Origin of the sequence: Actinopolyspora mortivallis DSM 44261, from assembly GCF_000384035.1 — a bacterium.
GTDB classification, from domain to species: Bacteria; Actinomycetota; Actinomycetes; order Mycobacteriales; family Pseudonocardiaceae; genus Actinopolyspora; species Actinopolyspora mortivallis.
Map to the genome: position 1 here is coordinate 2,086,279 of NZ_KB913024.1, position 23,904 is coordinate 2,110,182.

Below are 23,904 nucleotides of genomic sequence, written 5' to 3' on the forward strand. Positions count from 1 at the left end.
GCCTCACTGCCCTTTCCTGCTCGACTCGATCGCCTCGGCGTAGCACTCCACCGTGGCCGCGGCCACCGAGGCCCAGCTGTAACGCTCCAGCACCCGTTCCCGACCCGCCGCGCCCAGTGCGGCCCTTCTCGCGGGATCGTCGAACAACGCTCCGAGCCTTCCGGCCAGAGCCTGGGCGTCCGCGGGCGGAACGAGTTCGGCGGTGGTCCCGTCGGTGCCGACCACCTCGGGAATGGCTCCGGCCCTGCTGGCCACCAGGGGGGTGCCGCAGGCCATGGCTTCCACCGTCGGCAGCGAGAACCCCTCGTAGAGGGAGGGAACGCAGGCGATCTCGGCGGAACCGAACAACTCGGCGAGCCCTTCGTCGGTGAGCCCGTGGACCGTGTGGACGATGTCGCCGATCCCCAGCTCGTCGATCAGCCTCTCGGTGGCACCCCCCTTGACCGGTTTCGCCACCAGCACCAGTTCCACCGAACGTTCGGTGCGCAGCTTGGCCACCGCCTCGAGCAGGGTGTCGATTCCCTTCATCGGTGTGTCGGCGCTGGCCATGGCCACGATCCGTCCCGGGACGCGCGGACGTTCCGGAGGCCGGAACACCTCGGGATCCACTCCGAGCGGGACCACACGCAGGTTCCTGCGGGGCACTCCGAACTCGGAGACGATGTCCTCGGCCGAGGAGCGGGAGACGGTCAGCACGCGCGGAACGCGGGGAGCCACCCGTCGCTGCATCCGCAGGAAGCCGTACCAGCGGCGCACTCCCAGTCTGCGCCAGCCGGTGGCCGCGTCCAGTTCGACCCGGCGGTCGTGGGTGATCGGGTGGTGCACGGTGGCGACCAGCGGTATGCCGGCACGTCGCAGCATGAGCAGGCCGTATCCCAGTGACTGGTTGTCGTGCACCACGTCGAACTCGTGGGCCCGGGAACGCAGTATCCGCGCCGCGCGCAGGCTGAAGGTCAACGGCTCGGGAAACCCCGCCGTCCACATGATGCCGAGCTCGGCCAGATCCACCGGTCCGCGTATCTCCCGCGGACTGGGTGTACGGAACGGGTCGGGTTCGCGGTACAGGTCGAGGCTGGGCACCCTGGTCAGCCCCACTCCGTCGTCCAGTTCCGGGTACGGCTGCCCGGAGAAGACCTCCACCCGGTGTCCCAGTTCGGCCAGTCCCCTGCTGAGGTGGCGCACGTAGATCCCCTGCCCGCCGCTGTGCGGCTTGCTTCTGTAGGACAGCAGAGCGATTCGCACGACTCACCTCACGACCGGAACGTCACGAAGCCGAGGTTCGACTGGTTTCGGCTCCGACACCGGACTAAGCCTACCCGGTGGTAACTCGACCCGATCACCCTCCTGGAGGAAACTCCGCATCCGATCCCCCTGTGCACTCTCCGAACCCGGAAGCCACACCGAGGCCCTCCCGACTCCTCCTCGCGTGGGATCCGAACGAGAAAACGGGGGCCTCCCCCCGAGAAGGGAGGACGCCCCCGTTGTCGGGTCACGCACACCGCGTCACCGCGCGAGTCGAAGCAGGTCGGCACCGCTGCCCTGGAACCTGTTCATGTCCACCGGACCGCTGATACCGGGCACTCTGCCCTTCTCGGTGTACTGCCAGAACGAGTAGTTGTTCCATCCTCCGGGCACGCTCGGCTGGGAGACCCCGTAGGAGGCCAACCACAGCGGGTGCTGGGCGAAGGCCTGGGAGCCACCCATGCAGGTGCTCCAGAAGGAGGGACTGGCGTAGATGATGCCCCGCTGGCCGCTGCGTTCCTGCACCCGGTCCAGGAAATTCTGGGTCCAGGTGTGCATCTGGGCGGTGGTCTTTCCGTAGCACCCGCCGGTACTCGGCGAGACCTCCAGGTCGAGAACCGGAGGCAGCGTACGTCCGTCCCCGGTCGGCCCCATGGTGTCCATCAGCCGGTCGGCCTGGGCCACGGCGGATCCGGTGGGCCTGCCGAAGTGGTAGGCACCGGTGAGCAGTCCCGCCTGCTTGGCTCCGTGGAACTGCTCCGAGAACATCGGGTTGGTGAAGGTTCCACCGTCGGTGGCCAGCACGAAGGCGTACTTCTGCCCGGATCCGGCCACGGCGTTCCAGTCGATGGAGCCGTTGTGGTTGGACACGTCGATCCCACTGGCGTTCGGCCCCACGGCGGCAGCGGCCTCGGGCGAGACGCGCCTGCCCGCCGCGGCGGACTTCTGTTCGCCGGACTCGGCCCGCTCCTTCGCTCCGCCGTCGTTGTTCGGGGCACTCAGCACACCGGGGTCACCAGCCTCCGTGTGTCGCTGCGTCGGCAGATCCACCGTGTGCGCGGCCGGGGTGGTTCGTTCGGAGGTGTCCGGACCGACCGTGCCCACGAGTACCGCCAGCACGCCGACGGCGGCGACCGCTGCGGTCAGCTGCACCGAGCGTGTGCGCGGCGACACCCGGGAGCGACTCGTGGTCGCGGCCAGTTTGGCGCGGGCGGTGGAGAGGTGGGGGCCCACCTTCGTTCCCACACGGCGCGCGACCGGTTCCAGTCTCCGTCGCGCCCGCTCGGCGAAGGGGGCACACCGTCGCCGCAGGCGCTCGACCAGCGGACTCAGCCGCCGCCACAGCCGACGGACCCACGGTGCGAGCCGGTCCCGGACCCGCTCGACGCCGACGACCAGACGTTCGTGGCCCCGACGCACCCGGGGGGCGCTCCACCGGGCCACACGTTCGGCCAGTGCCGTCAACACCGCCAGCGAGTGCCGCAACCACCGCACGAACAGCCGGGCCCCGCGCTGGACTCCGGTCCAGGTCCGGTGTACGAGCTGCTCGACACGGCCCGTGACAGGCTGCCGGGAACTCGTCTCGTTCGGGGCGTTCGGGGTGCGCCCCGGGGACGTCCGCCGTCCGGCGGCGTCCGCCGACTCCGTGAAGTCGACCGTTTCTCGTGGTTCTTCTTCGGGGTTACTTTGGCCGGGGGTTCTCACAGGTCCCCAGACTCCCAGCACTCACCGTGCACGTAACCGCCGGAAAACACGCAGGCGACTACCTAGATTGCCCCCCTCGGGCCACCCAGAAGAAGCAATTCAACACCGTACGTGTTTTTGATGTCCTTTCCGACATCCCACTCGGCGGACGCACCGGGCCCGGCGGGAGACCGAATCAGGTGCGGGGCCGCCCGGACGGACCGGCGGGCCGTTCCGGAACAACTCCCAGACACCGCGTCCTCTCCCATGATCCCGCACGGTACAACTGCCATGCTGGGAGCATGTCCGACGAACGCAACGTACTCGGCGAACCCCTCGAACAGTGCGGCACCGATCCGCTGACCGGCTTCTACCGCGACGGTTGCTGCACCACGGGCCCGGAGGACCTCGGCAACCACTCGGTCTGCGCGGTGGTGACCCGTGAGTTCCTCGAACAGCAGCGCGAAGCGGGCAACGACCTGACCACCGCGTTGCCGCAGTTCGGTTTCTCCGGTCTGCAGGCGGGAGACCGCTGGTGTGTCTGCGCCACACGGTGGTTGGAGGCGGAACGGGCCGGGGTCGCCCCTCCGGTCGTGCTGGCGGCCACCCATGAACGGGCCGTGGAGGTGATACCGCTGGAGACGCTGCGTCGCCACGCGGTCGACGTTCCCTCCGACCCCAGCGCGCTGACCTGAGCTCCCACCGAGTCACGGGCCCGGCATCCGGATCCGGGAAGGAGCAGAAGACCGCATGTCCACCACGACGCGGCACCGAGTGATCGTGCTCCGGCACGCGAAATCGGAGCGGAACCACCCGGTCGACGACCACGAACGACCGTTGGCCGAACGAGGACGGCGTGAGGCCCCGCTGGCGGGCTCCTGGCTGCGTGAACACGGGCACAGGGTCGACCTCCTCCAGTGCTCCACGGCCCTGCGGACACGTCAGACCTGCGAGGCCGTGCTCGCGGAGCTGGAAACGGACCCCGAGGTCGTATTCGACCCACGGATGTACGGGGCTGACGCGGCCACCCTGCTGGAGGTGATCCACGGTCTGCCCGAGAACGCCCACACGACGCTGTTGATCGCCCACAATCCCGGACTCTCGGAGCTGGTGGGAGCGCTCTCCGGGCAGGCGGTGGAGCTGAAGACCTCGGCGATGGCGGTACTGGAACAGGAAAACCCCTGGTCCGGAACCGCTCCCGGCCACTCCGTCCTCGTCGAGACGGTCACGCCGCGCCCGCCCACGGCACCGTGAGGTCCCGGTCCCGCGAACCGTTCCCCGGCTGGAGATCCCGCACCGGTCGGCTCCCTCGCCCGGGGGCCGACCGGATCAGGCATCCACCACGGAACCTCCACGACCACCCGCTCCGGGATCTCCGCGTTTCGGAAACCGTCGTGACCGGGCGGCCCCGGACATTCCGAATCGTGCCCGGTTCCCGCTCGGACCCGCCGAACGAGTACCGCGCGCGGCGAATGCCGTTCCGAGGAGGCCTTCGTCACCGTCCCGGCGAGGGGAACACCCGTCCCGCCGACGCCCCGCCTCAGTTCTCCGTGGCGCTGGCCGGCGTTCCGGAGAGCACCCCGTTGTCGTTCTCCTCCTCCGCTTCCGGAGGCTCACGCAGCGCACGCTGTCTCGGGACCTCCACCTGCCCGGTCGAGGGGTGCTGCTCGCCGTCCGAGGCGGAGTCCGCCCACACGTAGGAGTCGGCCTGGCTCGACTCCGTGCCGGTCACCGACGCGCTGAGGAAGGGCTCCGCCTCGTTGAGCAGCTGCTGTCCGGCACGTACCTGCTCGGCGAGCTCGCGACGCAGCTCGCGCATCGCCTCGACCTGCTCGTTGGCCCGCTGGGTACGTCGCTCGGCCTCGGCGGCGGCCTCACTGATACGTCGTTGCGCCTCCTGCCTGCTGGCGCGGTCGCGTTCGGCGAGCTCGCGCATCGCCTCCTCCCGACGCGCGGCCATGGAGAGCTCGAAGTCCCGCTCGATCTCGTTACGCCGCTGTTCGGCCTCCCGGTCCAGCCTGCGGCGGTGCTGTTCCGCCTCGTCGGCCATCCGCTCGATCTCGCGACTGGTCTGTTCCAGGGCCTCCTGACGCTGCTGCTGTGCCTGTCGGCGCCAGTCGTCGGCCTCGGCCACCAGCCGTTCGTACCTCTCACGCAGCTCGGAGGCGGCCTGTTCCGAACGGGACCACTCGTGCTCGGCGGTCGCACGCGCGGAGGAGATGATCTCCGCCGCCTCGTCGTTGGCGAGCTGGACCATCCGGCGTAAACGGTCGGACAGCGCCGACTCGTCGATGGGGGTCCGGCAGACGTCGTCCAGCCGCTTACGCAGCGACTCGATCTCCTCCCGGGCCTGCTCCAGCTGTACGTTGAGCTCGGACACCTGACTGAGCGCCGAATCCCGGTCCTCGGTCAGCATCCGCACTTCGGCCTCGGTCTGTTGAATGTAGAACTGTACCTGGGAACGCCGGAATCCTCGCCAGACGACGTCGAAATCCGACTTGAGCGGCACCAGTTCCCGGTTCTCGTTCTGGCCCACGGTCTCACCCCATCCCTGATAAACAGCGGTTGTTCGGTTGGAGCGAGCCACGCCCCCCGACGCGGCATGTTCCGTTGCACACCCGAAAGGCGCTCCACGATGTGCTCCGGTCAGCCGAACCGGCGGGACCACGTCGTGTCGAGCACAGGCGTCAACGGATCGCTCCCGCCATTGTCCACACGGGTGAGCGAACGAATCAACGGCAGGGGCCAAAAACCGAGTAACCGTCCGGTGTAGCCGGGATCAACCTTCGTCGAGGTTGTTCAGTGGACCGCGTGCGAGCCCAGAGCACGACGGAAAATGGTCTCGATCTCGTTTCGGTCCGGAAGCGGTTCACGAACGATTCCCTGCCACAGCAGACCGCAGAAGACCGCAGCCAACATCTTTCCCGACACCTCGTCGGTGTAGGAGGTGAACAGGTCCCGCAGGGCGGCGTCCCACTCCGTGCTGGCCGCACGCAGAGCCGGACGATGCAACGCCGCGACGTACAGTTCGTGTTCGACCACGGTGCGGCGCCTTTCCGGGCCGAGGTAGCGCAGCACCAGATCGGTCAGCACGGAGGCCAGGTCGCCGGCGGCGTTCATCTCGCCCGCGTACTCCCGCAGTTCGGCCACGTTGTCCTGGGCCGCCTGCCGCAGCGCCACCGCGAGCAGGTCGTCCAGGGTGGCGAAGTGGTACGTGGTCGATCCGAGCGGAACCCCAGCCGCGGCGGCCACGGCGCGGTGCGTGAGCTTCTCGATCCCACGCTCGGCGACGACGGTGATGGCGGCACGGGCGATCCGCTCACGGCGCCCGGGATCCTTGCGCGAACCGCTCTGTCCACGACCTGTCCGGCCCGTGGTTCGAGACTGTTCGGACTCCGTCGTCGTCATCGCCTGCCGTACACCTCCCGGCGGTGCGCGCCTTCCGCGTTCCGTCCCCGGAGAGCCGTTCGCCTCCGGACCGGGACACAGTGCCACGAAACCACCCGACGACGATGCGACCCACATCACCCGAAAAGAGTCATCGCTGGTCAGAACGCCAAGATTGATCGCTTTCCCGGATGCGCGGACCTTTTCATGTACATATGTACACAAAACCTGCTAGAGTCGCTCCCGCAACGGGTTCCGCCCCGTTCGACCCCACACGCGGCGGTGACGGCGACCCGGCCGGACACCGGGTCGTGCCCCGAACTCCGAGTTCGAATCACCCGAACGGTCGACGAACGACACGGACGAGGCGGGCTCGCGGCTCGTCCGGGGCGAGTTCCCCACAGCGATAGTGCCCAGTAGCCGAAAGCACCGACAGGAATTTCACTATGTCGCAGACCGACGGTCCAGCGAACGACACGACCTCCCGATCGGAGGTGGTCGGGCGGACGCGGACCCTCTACATCGACGGTGAGTGGCGGGCCGCGGCGGCGGGAAACACCCGTGACATCCGCTGCCCCGCGGACGGATCCCTGGTCGCCCGCGTCTCCGAGGGTGACCGTTCCGACGCCGAACGGGCCATCGCGGCCGCGCGCGCGGCCTTCGACGAGGGAAGCTGGGCGAACACCTCCGCGTGGGAGCGCGGGGACCTGCTGCTGCGCGTGAGTGACATCCTCGTCCGGGACCGGGAGGAGTTCGCCAGGGCGGAGTCACTGGACACCGGCAAACGCGTGGTGGAGAGCGGCTACGACATGGACGACATCGCGGCCTGCTTCCGCTACTACGGCAAGATCGCGGGCACCGATCCCGGGCACGTGGTGGACACCGGCTCGACCGAGGCCATCAGCAGGGTGCGTTACGAACCCGTCGGGGTCTGCGGGCTGATCACACCCTGGAACTTCCCGCTGCTACAGGTGGCCTGGAAGGTCGCTCCCGCCCTGGCCGCGGGCAACACCTTCGTGCTCAAACCGAGCGAACTCACCCCGAGTACGGCGGTGCTGCTCATGCGCGCACTGCACGAGGCGGGGCTGCCCGCCGGGGTCGGCAACCTGGTGCTGGGGCGGGGTGACGAGGTCGGGGCCCCACTGTCCGAACACCCCGACGTCGACCTGGTCTCGTTCACCGGCGGGCTGCACACCGGGCGCGCCATCGCCGCCTCGGCGGCCACCACCGTCAAACGGGTCGCCCTCGAACTCGGGGGGAAGAACCCGAACGTGGTCTTCGCCGACGCGGACTTCGAAACCGCCGTCGACTACGCGCTGACAGCCATCTTCCTGCACTCCGGTCAGGTGTGCTCCGCCGGAGCTCGACTGATCGTGCAGGACGAGATCCACGACGCGCTCGTGGACGAGATCGTCCGCCGGGCGGAGACCATCAGGCTCGGCGGCCCCTTCGACGAGGACGCCGAGACCGGCCCGCTGATCTCCGCCGAGCACCGCGCCAAGGTCGAGGACTACGTGAAACGCTCGATCGAGGAAGGCGCCGTGCTGCGCACCGGCGGACGCCGTCCGGAGGGTGAGAGGTACGCCTCCGGCTACTTCTACCTCCCCACCGTGCTCGACGAGGTGCGCCAGGGCTCACAGGCGGTGACCGAGGAGTCCTTCGGACCGGTGCTGACCGTCGAGCGCTTCACCGACGAGGACGACGCCGTCCGCATCGCCAACGACACGCACTACGGCCTGGCCGGGGCGGTGTTCACCTCGGACGTGAGCAAGGCGCAGCGGGTCGCCAACCGGATGCGCCACGGCACCGTGTGGATCAACGACTTCCACCCGTACCTGCCCCAGGCCGAGTGGGGCGGTTTCAAGCAGTCCGGCATCGGCCGCGAACTCGGCGGCGGTGGTCTCCGCGAGTACCAGGAGGCCAAGCACGTCTACCAGAACCTGCGTCCGGAGCCACAGCGCTGGTTCTCCGGCGAGTGAGTCCGGTCCACCACCTCACCCGGTTCTGCCCACCCGGAGCGCCCGGGTGGACGGGGCCGGGTCGGACGACGGCCGTACCGGTACGGAACCGGACGGCGTGCCCCCGACCCCCCGGCGTGCCGGCTCGGCCCCACCCTCCCCCGTCCCGATCAGAACCGCCCCGAAGCGTGGGACCCCCGGCCGGAAACCGATCACCGCTACCCCACCCCGGGCCCTCCTCCACCCCCGTGCCCAGGAGGAGTTCGCGTCGGCGTGAACAGAACAGGAGAGCAACGATGAGCGACGAGGCGACCACTTTCGACTATGTCGTCGTCGGCGGCGGCAGTGCCGGAGCGGCCCTGGCCGCACGTCTTTCGGAGGATCCCGCCACCACAGTGTGCCTGCTGGAAGCGGGACCGACGGACCAGGACAAGCGTGAGGTCCTCGAGCTCAAACAGTGGATGTCCCTGCTGGAGTCCGGGTTCGACTGGGATTACCTGATCGAACCGCAGGAACAGGGCAACTCCTTCATGCGGCACGCACGTGCCAAGGTGCTGGGGGGTTGTTCCTCGCACAACTCCTGCATCGCCTTCTGGGCACCGGCCGAGGACCTCGACGAGTGGGAGTCCATGGGCGCCACCGGCTGGAGTGCCGCCGACGTCTTCCCCCTCTACAAACGGCTGGAGAACAACGACGCCCCGGGAGAGCACCACGGTCGGAGCGGCCCGGTCCGACTGCGCAGCGTCCCGCCGAACGACCCCTGCGGCGCCGCGCTGCTGCGGGCCTGTGAACAGCAGGGTATCCCGATCACCGAGTTCAACTCGGGGCGCACCGTGACCCACGGGGCGAACTGGTTCCAGATCAACGCCTTCGAGGACGGAACCCGCGCCTCCTCCTCGGTCTCCTACCTGCACCCGATCATGGGCAACCGGCCGAACCTGGAGATCCGCACGGACGCGCGTGCCAAGAGGGTCGTTTTCGACGGTTCCCGCGCCACCGGTGTGGAGTACCTCGCCCCCGACGGGCTGCACACCAAGCGGGTCACCGCCCGGCGTGAGGTGGTGCTCAGCTCCGGAGCCATCGACACGCCCAAACTGCTGATGCTGTCCGGGATCGGCCCGGCCGAACACCTGCGTTCGGTGGGGGTGGACGTTCTCGTGGACTCCCCCGGGGTCGGCTCCAACCTGCAGGACCACCCGGAGGGGGTCATCGGCTGGGACGCGGCACAGCCGATGGTCCAGGACTCCACCCAGTGGTGGGAGATCGGCATCTTCACCACGACCGAACCCGGCCTGGACCGCCCCGACCTGATGTTCCACTTCGGGTCGGTGCCGTTCGACATGCACACCGTTCGCCAGGGCTACCCCAGCACCGAGAACGGCTTCTGCCTGACCCCGAACGTGACCCGGAGCCGTTCGGTCGGAACGGTGCGGCTGCGCAGCCGCGACTTCCGGGACAAACCGGCGGTGGACCCACGTTACTTCACCGACCCGCACGACATGCGGGTGATGACCCACGGGATCAGGCTGGCACGGGAGATCGTGAACCAGCCCGCCATGCGCGAGTGGGCCGGTGCCGAGCTGCACCCCGGACCGGACGTGCGGTCCGACGACGAGATCGCGGACTACCTGCGCAAGACGCACAACACGGTCTACCACCCAGCGGCCTCCGTACCGATGGGAGCCGATGACGACGTCAACACCCCGTTGGACTCCAGGCTGCGTGTCAAGGGGGTGCACGGGCTGCGGGTCGCGGACGCCTCGGCGATGCCCTTCCTGGTCGCGGTGAACCCGAACATCACCACCATGGCCATCGGGGAGAAGTGCTCCGACATGCTCAAGGAGGACGCCGCGTAACCGGCGGGAACCGGCTGTTTCCCGCCCCCGGCACACGAAGGGGAGGGCTCCGCGCGGAGCCCTCCCCTTCTCACGAGATACCGGGGGTCAGCTTATCTCGGTCGTGGTCAACACGGGGTTGGGATCCGGGTAGCAGGAGGTCGGAACGTCGACCGTACCGAACACCGTGGAGACGTCGGCGTCGAAGGTGAGTCCGGGATCGGAGTAGCTGGTTCCGTACAGCTGGGTCTCGATCACCCCGGAGTCCCCGGCCTGCAGAGTGGCCGTCACCGTGGGCAGCTCGAACTCGGCACCTCCCGCGATGGGGCCCTCCACGTGGAGGGTGGCGACCCCGTCGCTCACCTCGATGGTCGGTGCGGGACTGCCGAGGTTGGAACCACCGCTGAGCTCGGAGGAGACGTGGGTGGTGTTGTCGGGAACCGGCAGTTTCAGGTCCATGTTCTCGACCTGCTCCACCCCGTATCCGTTCACTTCGGAGGGAATGGTGTTGACCGCCGGGTCGATGACGATCTCGAACTGTTCGCCGGCGGCGACGCTGGTGGGGGCGGTCACCTCGGAATCCTGTTGGTAGCTGAATTCCTGGGCACCCAGGGGCGAGTCACCCGAGCACTCGAAGTTGTGCGAGAAGCTCTCCGCCACCGCGGGCTGGGCGAAAGCGATCACCGGAGCCACCGCGCAGGCCGCCGCGGTCAATAATCGTGCTCCCGAACGCGTGAAAGAAGCCATCGTTCTCACCTCTGAACAAGGAAAAGTCCATTTCCGATGAAATGTCGCGCGACAGCAGAAATATCTACCCACCGGTAAGGCATTCCGTCAATAAGCCCCCGTGAAACCCCCGGTAAAACAAAAAAAGAGTGAGCACTAATCGTGATATTTTTCGCGGAAAATTTCACCGGAAAACCGCAGTAACCCCCACCCACACGGCTCTTGTCATCGTCGCGAACGGCACCCACCGTGATCACACTGCTGCATCCGGGTGTTATTCCCGCTACTTCCCCAAGAACCGCCTTCCGGGAGGACACGCTACGAAGCGACGAGCCCCTCCGAGGAGGGAACCGCTCGTCCCACACGGCCCTTCGGATCAACCCTAGTCAGCATACCGACTAGACGGTATGCTGACCACCCATGAGGACGGAGTCCGCTGTCGACGCCGTGGTCTTCGACTACGGAGGCGTGCTGACCGCCCCCGGGAAACAGGCCGTCGAGTCCTGGACCCGGGCGGAAGGCATCCGCAGGGAGAGCTTCACCACGACACTACGGGAGTGGGCGGGGCGCGACGCACCCGAGGGCACCCCGCTGCACCGGCTGGAAACCGGGGAACTGGCGCTGGAGGAGTTCAACGGCCTGCTGGCCGCACGACTACGCCACGAGGACGGCACCCGTGTTCCCCCGCGGGGACTGCTCGAACGGCTGTTCTCCTTCATGCCCCTGGACGAACGGATGCTCGACCTGGTACGGAGCCTGCGGAAGGAGGGTCTGCGCACCGCCCTACTGTCCAACAGCTGGGGAAACAGTTACCCCTGGGACCGGATCGGCCCCCTGTTCGAACAGGCGGTGATCTCGGGCGAGGTGGGGATGCGCAAACCCGACCCGGAGATCTACCACCTCCTGTCGGACCGGATGGAGTTGTCTCCGGAACGCATCCTGTTCGTCGACGACCTCCGGGCCAACACCGCGGCGGCGCAGCGTACGGGGATGCGCGCCGTCCTTCATCACGACGTCGAACGAACCCGGCGAGCCGTCCGGGAGCACCTCGACGGAGCCCAACGACAGCACCACGGGGAGCGAGGATGACCGAAGACACCGACCGGGGACACCCGCCCGGCCTCGACCTGGAACGGTTGCGAACCTACCTGGACGACAACCACCCGGGCTTTCACAACGGCGGTCTGCGTGCGGAGCTGATCCAGGGCGGAAGATCCAACCTCACCTACCGGCTCACGGACGGCGAGCACGAGTGGGTGTTGCGACGTCCTCCCCTCGGACACGTGCTGGCCACGGCACACGACATGGGAAGGGAGTACCGCGTCGTCTCGGCCTTGGCCGACACCGGTGTTCCCGTGCCACGCACCCACCTGCTCTGCACCGAGGACGAGGTGATCGGGGCTCCGTTCTACGTCATGGACTTCGTCCCGGGCCGCACCTACCGCTCGCCCGAGGAGATCGCGACGCTGGACCGGCGGCAACGCCGGGAACTGGCCCTGCGGATGACCGAGACCCTCGCACGGCTGCACGGGATCGATCCGGACTCGGTGGGTCTGTCGGACTTCGGACGGCCGGAAGGGTTCCTCCACCGTCAGCTGCGGCGCTGGAGCAAACAGCTCGACGCCTCGTACAGCAGGGAGATCCCCGGCATCGTCGAGCTCCGGGACCGGTTGGCGGAGACGGTTCCGGAGAACGGCTCCACGGCCGTGGTCCACGGTGACTACCGGCTGGACAACCTGTTGGCCGACGAGAACGGCGAGATCCGTGCCGTGCTGGACTGGGAGATGGCCACCCTCGGTGACCCGCTCACCGACCTGGGACTGCTGGTCGTCTACTGGGAGGGGCTCAGCGGTATCAGGAACAATCCCGTCGCCACGGGTGTGGGTCCCGAGCACGGCTTTCCCTCGGCGGGCGAGCTGGTGGAACACTACGTCGCCCACAGCGGGGTCGACGTGTCCGGACTGGACTGGTACGTCGCCTTCGGCTTCTTCAAGATAGCCGTCATTCTCGAAGGAATCCACTACCGCTACACCCAGGGAAAAACCGTCGGAGACGGTTTCGAGCACGTTGGCGACATGGTGGAGCCCCTCGTTCGTCAGGGGCTTTCCAACACACAGGAGATATGAATGGATTTCGCTTTTGATGAACGAACCGAACAACTGCGTTCGGAACTGAACTCCTTCATGGACAGCCACGTGTACCCGGCCGAGGAGGAGTTCGACCGCCAGGCCGAGAACAGCGGCTGGCGGATCCCTCCGGTGGTGGACGAGCTCAAGGCGGAGGCCCGCTCCCGGGGACTGTGGAACCTCTTCCTTCCCGGGGAGCACGGAGCCGGGCTGACGAACCTGCAGTACGCACCGCTCGCCGAGATCACCGGACACAGCCCGCACCTGGCCCCTCCCGCCCTGAACTGCGCGGCTCCGGACACGGGCAACATGGAGGTGCTGGCCATGTTCGGAAGCCAGCGGCAACGCGAGCAGTGGCTGACCCCGCTGTTGAACGGCGAGATCCGTTCCGCCTTCTGCATGACGGAGCCGGAGGTCGCCTCGGCCGACGCGACCAACATACGGACCAGCATCCGGCGTGAGGGCGACGAGTACGTGATCAACGGTCGCAAGTGGTGGTCCTCCGGGGCGATGAACCCCTCCTGCCGGATCCTGATCGTGATGGGCAAGACCGACCCCACCGCCGAACGACACCGCCAGCAGAGCATGGTGCTGGTCCCGGTCGACACTCCGGGAGTGCGCGTTCGCCGCGGCATGACCGTGTTCGGCTACTCCGACGGCGACCACGGCGGACACGCCGAGATCGACTTCGACGAGGTCCGGGTGCCCGCCTCCAACATCATCTCCGGGGAGGGCGAGGGGTTCACCATCGCCCAGGCACGACTGGGGCCCGGCCGGATCCACCACTGTATGCGTGCCATCGGCATGGCCGAACGCGCCCTGCGCCTGATGTGCGAACGCGCGCTGCACCGCGAGTCCTTCGGGCGTCCGCTGGCCGAACAGGGCATGGTCCAGCACTGGATCGCCGACGCCAGGGTCCGTATCGAGTCGGTACGCCAGCTGGTGCTGAAAACGGCCTGGCTGATGGACACGGTGGGTAACAAGGGCGCACACACGGAGATCCAGGCCATCAAGGTGGCCGTCCCGGAGATGGCCACCACCGTGATCGACCGTGCCATCCAGGCACACGGCGGAGCCGGGGTGAGCCAGGACACGCCGCTGGCCAACCTCTACGCCCACGCCCGCACCCTGCACATCGTGGACGGACCGGACGAGGTGCACCTGCGCTCGCTGGCTCGTCGTGAACTCTCGCGGTACCGCTGAGACCGCACCGCTCCCCTCGGGGAGCTTCCGGTGGAGGAGTCCACCACCGATCCGAGGCAGACACCGAACACCACACGAGGGAGGACGATCATGCCCGTTTTCGCCAACGCCGACCAGCTGCGCGCCGCCGAGGGAACCACACTCGGCACCAGTCCCTGGTGGACGGTCACCCAGGAGATGATCGACGAGTTCGCCCGGGCCACCGGGGATCACCAGTGGATCCACGTCGACCGGGAGCGGGCGGCCAGCGGCCCCTTCGGCGCTCCCATCGCCCACGGATTCCTGACGCTGAGCATGATCAGCGCGCTCAACGCCCAGATCTACGGGTTCGAGGGAGCGCGTATGGTGATCAACTACGGGTTGAACAAGGTCCGCTTCCCCAGCCCCGTGAAGGTCGACAGTCGGGTGCGCGCCAGCTCCGAACTCTCCGAGGTGGCCGACCAGGGTGAGGCGCTGCAGATGAGCCTGCGGACGACCGTGGAGCTCGAAGGGTCGGACAAGCCGGCCTGTGTCGCCGAGGTCCTCTCCCGGGTCGTGTTCTGAGACCGTGACGTGCGGTCCGCCGACGGGAGGTCGGCGGACCGCACCAGCGGACCGGCACCCCGGTGGAGGGTACTCACTCGTTGGTGTAAACCACCCGTCCCACGGTGTGGCCGTCGGCCACCCGTTGGGCCGCCTCCGTCAACTCGTCCAGAGTGACCCGCTCACTGACCAGCGGGGAGATCCTCCCCTCCTCAGCCATGCGGCAGAGATCCCGGTGGGCCTCCCGCACCGCCCGCGGATCCCGCTCGTTGTACAGGCCCCAGTGCAGCCCCACGATCGAGTAGTTCTTGATCAACGCGTGGTTCAGCCCCGGTGTGGGGATCCGCCCGCTCGCGAAACCGATCACCAGAATACGTCCCTCGAAGGCGACGCACTTGGTCGAACGCTCGTAGGCCTCGCCACCGACCGGGTCGTAGACCACGTCGGCACCGGCTCCCGAGGTGAGGTCCTTGACCACGTCGACGAAGTCCTCGGTGTGCCGGTCCACGACCACGTCGGCTCCGAGCTCGCGAGCCACACGGGCCTTCTCGGCCCCTCCCACGACACCCACGACGGTGGCTCCCGCCGCCTTGCCGAGCTGGACGGCCGCGCTTCCGACTCCTCCCGAGGCCGCGTGCACGAGCAGCGTCTCCCCCGGGCGCAGCCCGGCTCTGCGGTGCAGCCCGAACCATCCGGTCTGGTATCCGATGAACAGCGACGCGGCCTCCGCGTCGGACAGCTCGGGAGGAGCGTGGAAAGTCCGGGCGGCGTCCATCAGGGCGTACTCGGCGAAACCCCCGTGCGGAACGGCCCCGGCTCCTATCACCCTGTCCCCCGGGGACAGTCCGTCCACCCCGGCGGCCGTTTCGACCACCTCACCGCAGAGTTCGACCCCCGGTGTGAACGGCGGTTCGGGCCGGACCTGGTACTCGCCCGCACACATCAGCACGTCGGGAAAGTTGACCGGACACGCCCGCACGCGCACGACGAGCTGCCCCTCCGCCGGTGCGGGAACCGGTTCCTCCCGCACGAGTTCGAGCGCCTCGCGCGGCTGGGCCAAGCGACGGACTCTCAGAGCACGCACAGTCCACCTCCTGCGCCTCTCGGACTCGGGCTGTCGTGAGAGGCGGTCGATTCGTTCCAGAACATGTACCGACTAGTCGGTATGGCAGTGTTGTGTCGCGCGGACATACCCTCGGCAAGGCCGTCGCACCGGTTCCTCCCCGATCCCGACACGAAACCCGGACGAGGGCACACCGCCGCACACCCGTCGAGCGCCCGGAGGGCGCACACGGTCACACGCGCAGGGCGTCCAACAGCAGATCCGCGAACTGCTCCCCCACCTGCCGAGCGCTCATCGGACCGTCCCTGCGGTACCAGAAGCCCAGGTGATGCACGGCTCCGAAGAAGAAGTCCACCACCAGCTCGGCCGAGCGGTCCGCACGGAACACCCCGGAGGCCTGCCCCTCCTCGATCAACCCGCGCACCCGCTCGTGGTATCTGCGGCGCTGGGCACGCACCTCGGCCTGCTTGTCCGGATGCAGCAGGTGCATCGAACGGAAGAAGATCACGGTGTCCTCCAGGTGCGTGACCGTGGTGACCACCACGTCGACGGCCACGGCCCGCAGACGCCGCTGGACCGACTCCGTGCTGTCCGCCGCCTGTTCCATACGCGCCGTCTGCACGCGCAGCACCCGGGCGTATATCTCGTAGAGCAGGTCGTCCTTGGAGCCGAAATAGTGGTACATGGCTCCCTTGGTGACCCCGGCGGCGTCCACGATCTGCTGCACGGAGGTCGTCTCGAAACCGTGTTCCGCGAACAACCGGGTCGCCGCCGCCAACAGTCGCTGGGGCACCGGCTCCGGTTCCGGTTCCCGGACCACTTGTTCGCCCCCCTCGGGGGACATCTCCGCCGCCATGATCCCTCCCTGTGTTCCGGCCCGGGGCGCCCGTGCCGGGACCGGACTCGCCGCTCCCGCTCCGGAGCGGGTGGCCCGCCGGCCGGCACCCACACGTGCGGCCCCTCCGCGGGTCCCGCCTCCGGAACAGCGCCCCGTTCCGGTCGAATCGTTCAAGTCCACCGAACGTCTCCCGACGGACCCCGGAAACACAGGGTACCGACCGGTCGGTCCCCCGCGTCTGAAGCGGCCCCCGTAACACCCTCCCCGGGGACGTCACACCGTTCACCCGTCGGTCCCGACACGCCGTCGCAACGAACTCATCCCGGCAAGCCATCGGTCCGGGTCCGCCGCACGACGCGCGTACCACTCGGCGACCTCGGGATGCGGAAGGATCAGGAAACTCCCCCCGAGGGACTCGGCCACGGTGGTGGCGACGTGCTCGGGATCCACGGCGTCGGGCTCCAACAGAGTGCGTCCGAGCTCACCGCTGCTCTCCAGCATCCCCGTACGAACTCCCTGGGGGCACAGGGCCTGCACGGTGACGCCGTCGTCGGCGTAGGTGGCGGCCAGCCACTCCGCGAAACCCAGCGCGGCGTGCTTGGTCACCGAGTAGGGGGCCGCGCCCAACATGGTCAACAGTCCGGCCGCCGAGACGGTGGCCAGGAAGTGCCCCCCACCGTTGTCCAGCCAGTGCGGCAGCACGGCACGGGCGGCACGCACGTGCGCCATGACGTTGATCCGCCAGGCGTGCTCCCAGTCCTCCTCGGGCGCGTCCGGGCCTCCCGAGGTGGCCACGCCCGCGTTGGCGCAGAACAGGTCGACACGCCCGTGGATCCGCAGGGTCCTGTCCACGAGCAGGCGCACCCCCTGCTCGTCGGCCGCGTCGGCGGGCACCGCGGTTCCCCCGACCTCGGCGGCCACACGTTCGGCGGCGGCCCCGTCGAGGTCGTTGACCACCACGTGGGCGCCACGCGCCGCGAACTCCCTGCTCAGCGCGGCACCGATACCGTTTCCCGCTCCGGTGACCACGGCCACCGAGCCCTCGATCCGCACTCCGGTGTCACCGCCGTCGCGTTCCTCCGTTCCCCCGGACACTGTTCACATCCCTCCGGTGAGGGTCACGCCGCCGTCCAGGGTCAGGATCTGGCCGGTCACCCAGGCCGCCTCGTCGGAGAGCAGATACGCGGCCGCCCCGGCGACGTCGGAGGGGACTCCCAGCCTGCCCAGGGGATACTGCCCGGCCACCTCCTCCTCGTTGTTCTCGTAGAGGGCGGTGGCGAACTGGGTCTTGACCACGGCGGGGGCGACCCCGTTCACCCGTACGTCCGGGGCGAGTTCCACCGCCAGTTCCCGGGTGATGTGGGTCAGCATCGCCTTCGTCGCACCGTAGTAGCCGATACCCGGCGCGGGTCCCGAACCGGCCACCGAGGAGACGTTGAGCACCGCCCCACCGTGGGAGGACATCCACTCGCGGTGCACCAGTTGCGTCCAGGAGAGCGCGCCGAGCACGTTGACCTCGAAGGTCTTCCTGGCGACGCCGTGGTCGAGTTCGATCAGCGGCCCGTAGGCCGGGTTGATGCCGGTGTTGTTGACCAGCATGTCCACCCGCCCGAAGGTGTCCAGCGTCCGTGTCACCGTCTCCTGCTGGTGCGCGGAGTCGTCGGCCTTGCCCGCCACCGCGAGGGCGTGTTCCGAGCCTCCCAGCAGGTCGACCGCCTCCCGCAGCGTCTCCTCCTTGCGAGCGGTCAGGCACACCCGTGCCCCTTCCCGCACGAGGCGTTGGGCGATGCCGAACCCGATGCCCCGGCTGGCTCCGGTGACGATCGCGACACGGCCGTCGAACCTGTTCATCCGTCTTCCTTCCTTCGATCGGTCATTGCGTGCTCGTCCGCTCCCCGAGTCGACGGCGCAGGATCTTGCCCGTGGCCGTCTTGGGGAGTTCGTCGAGGAGCACCACCTCGCGCGGGTACTTGTACGCGGCGAGACGTCCTTGGCAGTACTCGACCAGCTCCGCTTCGCTCGCCGCGTTCGCGGAGACGAGACTGACGTAGGCCCGGACCGTTTCACCCCGGTACTCGTCGGCGACGCCGACGACGGCGGCCTCCCGCACCGCGGGATGGGTGTAGAGCACGTCCTCCACCTCACGGGGCCACACCTTGAACCCGGAGGCGTTGATGACGTCCTTCTTGCGGTCCACGACGTAGAACCACCCGTCGGCATCCATGAACCCCACGTCGCCGGTGTGCAGCCTCCCCTCCGGGATCGTGGTCTCCGTCTGCTCCGGCCGGTTCCAGTAGGCCGGAACCACCATCGGCCCCTCCACGACGATCTCGCCGACCGAGCCGGCGGGCAGGTCCGCCCCGTTGTCGTCGACCACGCGCAGCAGGCAGTTGAAGGTGGGGATCCCGACACTGATGGTTCCGGTGGCCTCGTCGACGGGGGCCTCCAGGTGCGGCGGCACCGAGGTGGCGGTGGCCGTGGTCTCGGTGAGGCCGTACCCGTTGCGGATGTAGATCCCGAACTCGGAGCGGAACCTGCGCACCAGCCCCACGGGCAGCGGAGCACCGCCCGAGTACACCTGTTCGAAGGACGTGAAGTCCTCGGCTGTGACCCCGGGATGGTTCATCAGGGCGACATAGGCGGTGGACGGGGCGATCATGTACTGCGGTCGTCGCTTCCGTACCACGTCGAGCACCACACCCGGTTCGAACCGGTAAAGCAGGTCGAGCCGTCCTCCCAGGGCCAGCGCGGCGCCCAACTGGCAGACGAGCCCGGTGATGTGGAACAGCGGTGCCAGGGCGAGGAAACCTCCCCCGTCCGGCCCGTCGGCACGCTGGGTGAAGGCCTGGGCGTTGAAACTGATGTTGCGGTGGGTGTTGGTGGCGCCCTTCGGAGGGCCGCCCGTTCCGGAGGTGTAGGTCAGCAACGCGATGTCGTCGGGGTGCACCCGAGGACGCGGGGGACGTTGTCCGTGCCGGTCCCGGAGTATCTCCCCCAGGTCCTCGGTCTCCTCCGGACGGCGGCGTACGGACTCCCGCAGCACGGGTGGGGAGGCGTCTCCGGCGAAGTCGAGTTCACTGGTGGTGACCACCACGGGTTCGCCGTGGGCGGGTAGTACACGGGCGAGCACCTCGTGCCAGCCGTACTCGGAGGTGACGAGGGCGACGGGTTGTGCGTCGTCGAGGATCGTGTTCAGTTCGTGGTCACGGTACATCGGATTCAGTGGGACCACGACGGCTCCCAGTCTCCATCCGGCGAGCAGGGCGATCACGAACTGGGGGACGTTCTGCAGGTACAGTGCGAGGCGGTCACCGCCACCGACACCCCGCGCGGAGAGGTGGGCCGCCAGCGCGTCGACGTGGACATCCAGTTCGCGGTAACTGAGTTCGCCGTCGAAGTAGGTCAGCGCCACCCGTTCCGGACAGCGCCGCAGGGTCTGTTCCAGCACGGCGATCATGTCCTCGTACGCCGGGGTTATGTCCGCCTGTTCCCCTTCCGCGTACCACTTCAGCCACGGGCGTTCGTCGTAGACGCCGGACATCGACACACCTCCGCGAGACCGACCAGTCGGTACGCACCAGTCAACTGATTCGGAGAGCGATCGTCAACCCGTCGCCTGACCGAAACCCGACGAAACCTTGACGTGAACTATTGGTCTAGTCCACTTTGGGGAGCTCCAACAGCGATCCCGGAGGTTCCCATGCGCCTTCGCCGAATCACCGCCGCCCTGGCGGCGGCCGTCGTTCCCCTGGCCCTCGCCGCTCCCGCGGTCGCCGAACAGGACCAGCGCGGCGCCGTCGGAGCGGCCGCCGTCAGCCCCGAGAGTTCGGGACTCCCCACCCACCAACTCACCGGCTACTGGCAGAACTTCGTCAACAACGCAGAACCACTGCGTGTCAGCGAGATCCCCGACAGCTACGACCTCGTCGCGCTGGCCTTCGCGCAGTCCGACCCCACCAGACCGGGAGCCGTGAAGTTCAGCGTGGACCCCGAACTGTCCCGGGCCCTGGGCGGCTACAGCGACGCCCAACTCAGGTCCGACATAGCCGACAAACGTTCCGAGGGCACCAAGTTCGTGATGTCGATAGGCGGAGCCAAGGGCTCGGTCCACCTCGGCACCGAACAGCGCGTGGACAACTTCGTCGACTCCATGATCGGGATCATCGAGTCCTACGGGCTGGACGGACTGGACATCGACCTGGAACACAGCTTCGACACGGCGGGAGTCACCAGCGCCGTCCGACAACTGCACCAGCACTTCGGGGAGGACTTCCTGCTGACCATGGCCCCCCAGACGCTGTACGTGCAGCCGGGCGGCTCCTACATGCCGCTGATCAACAACCTCAGCGACATCATCACCGTCGTCCACACCCAGTACTACAACTCGGGCTCGATGCGCGGCTGTGACGGGAAGGTCCACAGCCAGGGATCGGTGGACTTCGTCACCACGCAGGCATGTCTTCTGCTGGACACCCTGCGCGCCGACCAGGTCTCACTCGGCTTCCCCGCCTCTCCGTCCGCGGCGGGCAGCGGTCACGTCGCCCCCTCCGTGGTCACCGACGCACTGGACTGCCTGACCCGGACCAGCCGGTGCGGAAGCTTCGTGCCCGACACGCCCCGCCCCACCCTCAGTGGGGTCATGACCTGGTCCGTCAACTGGGACGTCAGCAACGGGAGGAACTTCTCGGACACCGTCTCCGAGCACCTCGACACCCTGCCCACGGGCTGAGGGCCGGGAAAACCTCCGGGGGAGCCCTCCCGGTCGGGCTTCCCCGGACTCCGGCCCGGACGACGACCGCGCGAAGCACCCGGGCGCTCGCGGCGCCGACGTCATATATGCTGTCACTCCACGAACTCCCCCGAACACCGCACGTGACTTCGTCGACATCGCCCGCACAGTGGCGCACACGAGCCCGAAAAAGGGGTTAGGCTGGAAGTATGACAGTGGCGCTGGAGACCGTACTGGCCCGAGCCGGCCTGAAGGTGACCGCCCACGAGTTCCTCGCCCTCGTCGAGGACGCGGCCAAACGGCTCACCCCCGCCCAGACCGATCCCGGCGCGCACTTCGACGAGAACGAGCGCACCGCGCTGACCGAAACCGGCCTCGACCTGGCTCCCCTCGGAGACGAGGAGACCGACCCCAGGGCGCGCGCCGTGGCGGAACAGGCCGTGCTGCGGGACACCGCGTTGTCGGTGGGACAGGCGGCCGAACGTCTCGGGATCGACACCAGCCGGATCAGACACCGCGTCGCCTCCCGTCGGTTGATCGGCTGGAAGGACCGGGGCGGCTGGCGTCTTCCCGCCTGGCAGTTCACCGAGGACGACGTCCTGCCCGGGCTGGAGACGGTCCTGGCCGCCATGCCCAGCGACCAACCCGCGCTCGTGCTGGCCAACTTCATGACCACCCCCCAGGAGGACTTGGAGCTCGGAGACCGCCCGGTGAGCCCGCGGGAATGGCTGATGGCCTACGGCGATCCGCGGCGGGTCGCCGAACTCGCCTCGGTCATCGGAACCCCCGTGTAGTCCCCGGCGACCACAGGACCAGCGATGGCCCGGCTTCCCCAGCCGCCCGCTCCAGCGGCGCTGCAAGCGATGCTCCGTCGCACCGAGGACGTCGTCGCCCTGCCCGCCGGTACGCGACTCGTCCGGGTGTTCACCTCGGGAGGGAACCATCCTCAGCAGTGGAACAGCTTCCGTTACGCCGGACCGCTGCCCCACGCCAGGTTCGATCCCCACCCCCCGACCCCGCAGGGTGGTCCCGCCGTCACCAGGGAACACGGGGTGCTGTACTTCTCCCTGTCGGTACGAACCTGCATCGCCGAGGTCTTCCAAGCCACTTCCACAGTAGACAGAAAGACGCGTGCTCCGCAGTTGGTGATATTCCGACCGCGCCGCACGGTCCGGTTGCTGGACCTCTCGGGACTGTGGCCCACCAGGGCCGGGGCCTCCCAGGCGATCAGCAGCGGCACGAAGGAACGCACCCAGGCCTGGGCCCGCTGCATCCGCGCCGCCTATCCGGAACTGGACGGACTCTGGTACCGCTCCTCCATGGACGCGGGCCAGCCCTCGGTCTGCCTGTGGGACCCGCCCGCTGGCACGGTGCTGCCAGAAACGCCCGACCTGCTGCTTCCTCTGGAAAACCCGGGGCTGGACCTCCCGCTCGGCCGGGTGTGCAGAGAGCTCAGCTACACCCTGCTGAACTGACGGACCTCACGGTGGCAACGCCCCCCCGGAAATCCTCTCCTCCCGCACACGGCCCTTGCGGGCACTCAGCCGCTCTCCGCGGCGCGTTGTTCCCGACGGGACCTGAGCAGACTCGCCGCGGCGGTGACCGCCAGCACGGTCACGATCACGCCCAGGGACAGCAGATTGCCGATCTCCAACCACGCAGGAACCCAGTGGTAGGCGTGCATGGCGTGCAGGATCAGCTTGACTCCGATGAAGGCCAGGATCACCGCCAACCCCGTCGACAGGTAGACCAGCCGGTCGACCAAACTTCCCAGCAGGAAGTACAGCTGGCGCAGGCCCATCAGTGCGAAGGCGTTGGCCGTGAACACCAGGAACGGGTCCTGGGTGACACCGAAGATCGCCGGTATGGAGTCCACGGCGAACATCACGTCGGCACTTCCGATGGCCACGATCACGACGAACATCGGAGTCAGCCACCGCTTGCCCTCGATCCGAACCGACATCCTCGTTCCGTGGAACCGTTCGGTCACCGGATAGGCCTTGCGTACCCAACGCACCACCGCGTTCTCGGCCTCCTCGTTCTCCTCCTTGTTCCGCAGCATGCTCACCGCCGTCCAGAGCAGGAAGAGGCCGAAGACGAAGAAGACCCAGACGAAACGCGAGATCAGCTGGGCGCCGACCGCGATGAACAGGCCGCGGAACACCAGAGCCAGCACGATACCGATCAGCAGCACCCTGTGCTGGTACACGGAGGGGACCGCGAAGCTGGACATGATCACCATGAAGATGAACAGGTTGTCCACGCTCAGCGAGTACTCCACCACGTAGCCCGTGAAGTACTCCACGGCGAAGGCGTGCCCACCCAGGAACCAGACACCGAGCCCGAACACCAGGGCGCAGGAGACGTAGAAGAGAACCCACCCGGTCGCCTCGCCCGCGCCGACCTCGTGGGGTTTGCGGTCGACGATGACCAGGTCGAGCAGTATCAACAGGAGCAGTCCACCCAGGGTCGCCAACCAGACCCACCAGGGCACTCCCATGGTGTCCGGTTGGGACTGCTGTGCCGTCTGGGCGAGCACGGGCGCGGGACGCATCAACCACCTCCGGTTCTGGGGCCAAAGCCGGGACCGGA

The 23,904-nt window shown here is 68.1% G+C and carries 22 protein-coding genes; 11 read left to right on the top strand and 11 right to left on the bottom strand.

Going from position 1 to position 23,904, the window contains the following annotated elements; all coding sequences use genetic code 11:
* Nucleotides 1-3: 3 nt before the first annotated feature.
* On the bottom strand, nt 4-1,242 hold the full coding sequence (locus ACTMO_RS0109895; protein ID WP_019854532.1) for a glycosyltransferase family 4 protein: 1,239 nt from the start codon (nt 1,240-1,242) through the stop codon (nt 4-6).
* Nucleotides 1,243-1,503: 261 nt separating this feature from the next.
* Complete coding sequence (locus ACTMO_RS22370) at nt 1,504-2,946, bottom strand: GH25 family lysozyme (RefSeq protein WP_019854533.1); 1,443 nt, start codon at nt 2,944-2,946, stop codon at nt 1,504-1,506.
* Between the two features lie 281 nt (nt 2,947-3,227).
* Between ACTMO_RS22370 and ACTMO_RS0109905 the strand changes: the two genes are divergently transcribed.
* On the top strand, nt 3,228-3,620 hold the full coding sequence (locus ACTMO_RS0109905) for a DUF2237 family protein (RefSeq protein ID WP_019854534.1): 393 nt from the start codon (nt 3,228-3,230) through the stop codon (nt 3,618-3,620).
* A 55-nt stretch (nt 3,621-3,675) separates the two neighbouring features.
* Nucleotides 3,676-4,179: a SixA phosphatase family protein gene (locus ACTMO_RS0109910; protein ID WP_019854535.1), complete on the top strand. Its 504-nt coding sequence runs from the start codon at nt 3,676-3,678 to the stop codon at nt 4,177-4,179.
* Nucleotides 4,180-4,465: 286 nt separating this feature from the next.
* Here the strand turns inward: ACTMO_RS0109910 and ACTMO_RS0109915 are convergent, their stop codons facing one another.
* The gene (locus ACTMO_RS0109915) at nt 4,466-5,461 is read right to left on the bottom strand and encodes a coiled-coil domain-containing protein (RefSeq protein ID WP_019854536.1); all 996 of its coding nucleotides are present in this window, start codon (nt 5,459-5,461) and stop codon (nt 4,466-4,468) included.
* Between the two features lie 263 nt (nt 5,462-5,724).
* The gene (locus ACTMO_RS0109920; RefSeq protein WP_019854537.1) at nt 5,725-6,333 is read right to left on the bottom strand and encodes a TetR/AcrR family transcriptional regulator; all 609 of its coding nucleotides are present in this window, start codon (nt 6,331-6,333) and stop codon (nt 5,725-5,727) included.
* A gap of 425 nt (nt 6,334-6,758) precedes the next feature.
* On the opposite strand from ACTMO_RS0109920, the gene ACTMO_RS0109925 reads away from it, so the two are divergent.
* Nucleotides 6,759-8,291 carry an aldehyde dehydrogenase family protein gene (locus tag ACTMO_RS0109925; RefSeq protein WP_019854538.1) on the top strand — a complete coding sequence of 511 codons (1,533 nt, stop codon included), beginning with the start codon at nt 6,759-6,761 and terminating at the stop codon, nt 8,289-8,291.
* A 275-nt stretch (nt 8,292-8,566) separates the two neighbouring features.
* Nucleotides 8,567-10,126, top strand: coding sequence for a GMC family oxidoreductase (locus tag ACTMO_RS0109935; RefSeq protein WP_019854540.1), 1,560 nt, complete (start codon nt 8,567-8,569; stop codon nt 10,124-10,126).
* A gap of 87 nt (nt 10,127-10,213) precedes the next feature.
* Here ACTMO_RS0109935 and ACTMO_RS0109940 read toward each other — a convergent pair whose 3' ends face one another.
* Nucleotides 10,214-10,852, bottom strand: a complete 639-nt coding sequence (locus ACTMO_RS0109940) for a hypothetical protein (RefSeq protein WP_026449057.1) — start codon at nt 10,850-10,852, stop codon at nt 10,214-10,216.
* 399 nt (nt 10,853-11,251) lie between these two features.
* On the opposite strand from ACTMO_RS0109940, the gene ACTMO_RS0109945 reads away from it, so the two are divergent.
* The 4 genes from ACTMO_RS0109945 (at nt 11,252) to ACTMO_RS0109960 (ending at nt 14,703) form a co-directional block, all read left to right on the top strand.
* Nucleotides 11,252-11,920 carry an HAD family hydrolase gene (locus tag ACTMO_RS0109945; RefSeq protein WP_019854542.1) on the top strand — a complete coding sequence of 223 codons (669 nt, stop codon included), beginning with the start codon at nt 11,252-11,254 and terminating at the stop codon, nt 11,918-11,920.
* Entirely contained in the window at nt 11,917-12,957 is a 1,041-nt protein-coding gene (locus ACTMO_RS0109950; protein ID WP_019854543.1) for a phosphotransferase family protein, read from the top strand. The genes ACTMO_RS0109945 and ACTMO_RS0109950 overlap by 4 nt, the downstream gene beginning before the upstream one ends.
* A complete protein-coding gene (locus tag ACTMO_RS0109955; RefSeq protein WP_019854544.1) occupies nt 12,958-14,160 on the top strand; it encodes an acyl-CoA dehydrogenase family protein in 1,203 nt (400 codons plus the stop codon).
* Nucleotides 14,161-14,250: 90 nt separating this feature from the next.
* Entirely contained in the window at nt 14,251-14,703 is a 453-nt protein-coding gene (locus ACTMO_RS0109960; protein ID WP_026449058.1) for a MaoC family dehydratase, read from the top strand.
* Between the two features lie 73 nt (nt 14,704-14,776).
* Here the strand turns inward: ACTMO_RS0109960 and ACTMO_RS0109965 are convergent, their stop codons facing one another.
* The 5 genes from ACTMO_RS0109965 to ACTMO_RS0109985 all read right to left on the bottom strand — a co-directional run bounded on the left by ACTMO_RS0109965 (nt 14,777) and on the right by ACTMO_RS0109985 (nt 20,124).
* Nucleotides 14,777-15,742, bottom strand: a complete 966-nt coding sequence (locus ACTMO_RS0109965; RefSeq protein ID WP_019854546.1) for an NADPH:quinone oxidoreductase family protein — start codon at nt 15,740-15,742, stop codon at nt 14,777-14,779.
* 235 nt (nt 15,743-15,977) lie between these two features.
* Complete coding sequence (locus tag ACTMO_RS0109970) at nt 15,978-16,589, bottom strand: TetR/AcrR family transcriptional regulator (protein ID WP_033401863.1); 612 nt, start codon at nt 16,587-16,589, stop codon at nt 15,978-15,980.
* 276 nt (nt 16,590-16,865) lie between these two features.
* Nucleotides 16,866-17,678 (bottom strand): SDR family oxidoreductase, encoded by an 813-nt coding sequence (locus ACTMO_RS0109975; protein WP_019854548.1) that lies wholly within the window; start codon nt 17,676-17,678, stop codon nt 16,866-16,868.
* Between the two features lie 3 nt (nt 17,679-17,681).
* Nucleotides 17,682-18,434 (bottom strand): SDR family oxidoreductase, encoded by a 753-nt coding sequence (locus tag ACTMO_RS0109980; RefSeq protein WP_019854549.1) that lies wholly within the window; start codon nt 18,432-18,434, stop codon nt 17,682-17,684.
* Nucleotides 18,435-18,456: 22 nt separating this feature from the next.
* On the bottom strand, nt 18,457-20,124 hold the full coding sequence (locus ACTMO_RS0109985; protein WP_019854550.1) for a class I adenylate-forming enzyme family protein: 1,668 nt from the start codon (nt 20,122-20,124) through the stop codon (nt 18,457-18,459).
* 159 nt (nt 20,125-20,283) lie between these two features.
* On the opposite strand from ACTMO_RS0109985, the gene ACTMO_RS0109990 reads away from it, so the two are divergent.
* From ACTMO_RS0109990 to ACTMO_RS0110000, 3 genes are all read left to right on the top strand, one after another.
* Nucleotides 20,284-21,312 (top strand): chitinase, encoded by a 1,029-nt coding sequence (locus ACTMO_RS0109990; RefSeq protein WP_019854551.1) that lies wholly within the window; start codon nt 20,284-20,286, stop codon nt 21,310-21,312.
* Nucleotides 21,313-21,521: 209 nt separating this feature from the next.
* Nucleotides 21,522-22,106, top strand: coding sequence for a hypothetical protein (locus ACTMO_RS0109995; protein WP_026449062.1), 585 nt, complete (start codon nt 21,522-21,524; stop codon nt 22,104-22,106).
* 24 nt (nt 22,107-22,130) lie between these two features.
* Nucleotides 22,131-22,787, top strand: a complete 657-nt coding sequence (locus ACTMO_RS0110000; RefSeq protein ID WP_019854553.1) for an RES family NAD+ phosphorylase — start codon at nt 22,131-22,133, stop codon at nt 22,785-22,787.
* Nucleotides 22,788-22,852: 65 nt separating this feature from the next.
* Here ACTMO_RS0110000 and ACTMO_RS0110005 read toward each other — a convergent pair whose 3' ends face one another.
* Complete coding sequence (locus ACTMO_RS0110005) at nt 22,853-23,812, bottom strand: TerC/Alx family metal homeostasis membrane protein (RefSeq protein WP_026449063.1); 960 nt, start codon at nt 23,810-23,812, stop codon at nt 22,853-22,855.
* Nucleotides 23,813-23,904: the final 92 nt, after the last annotated feature.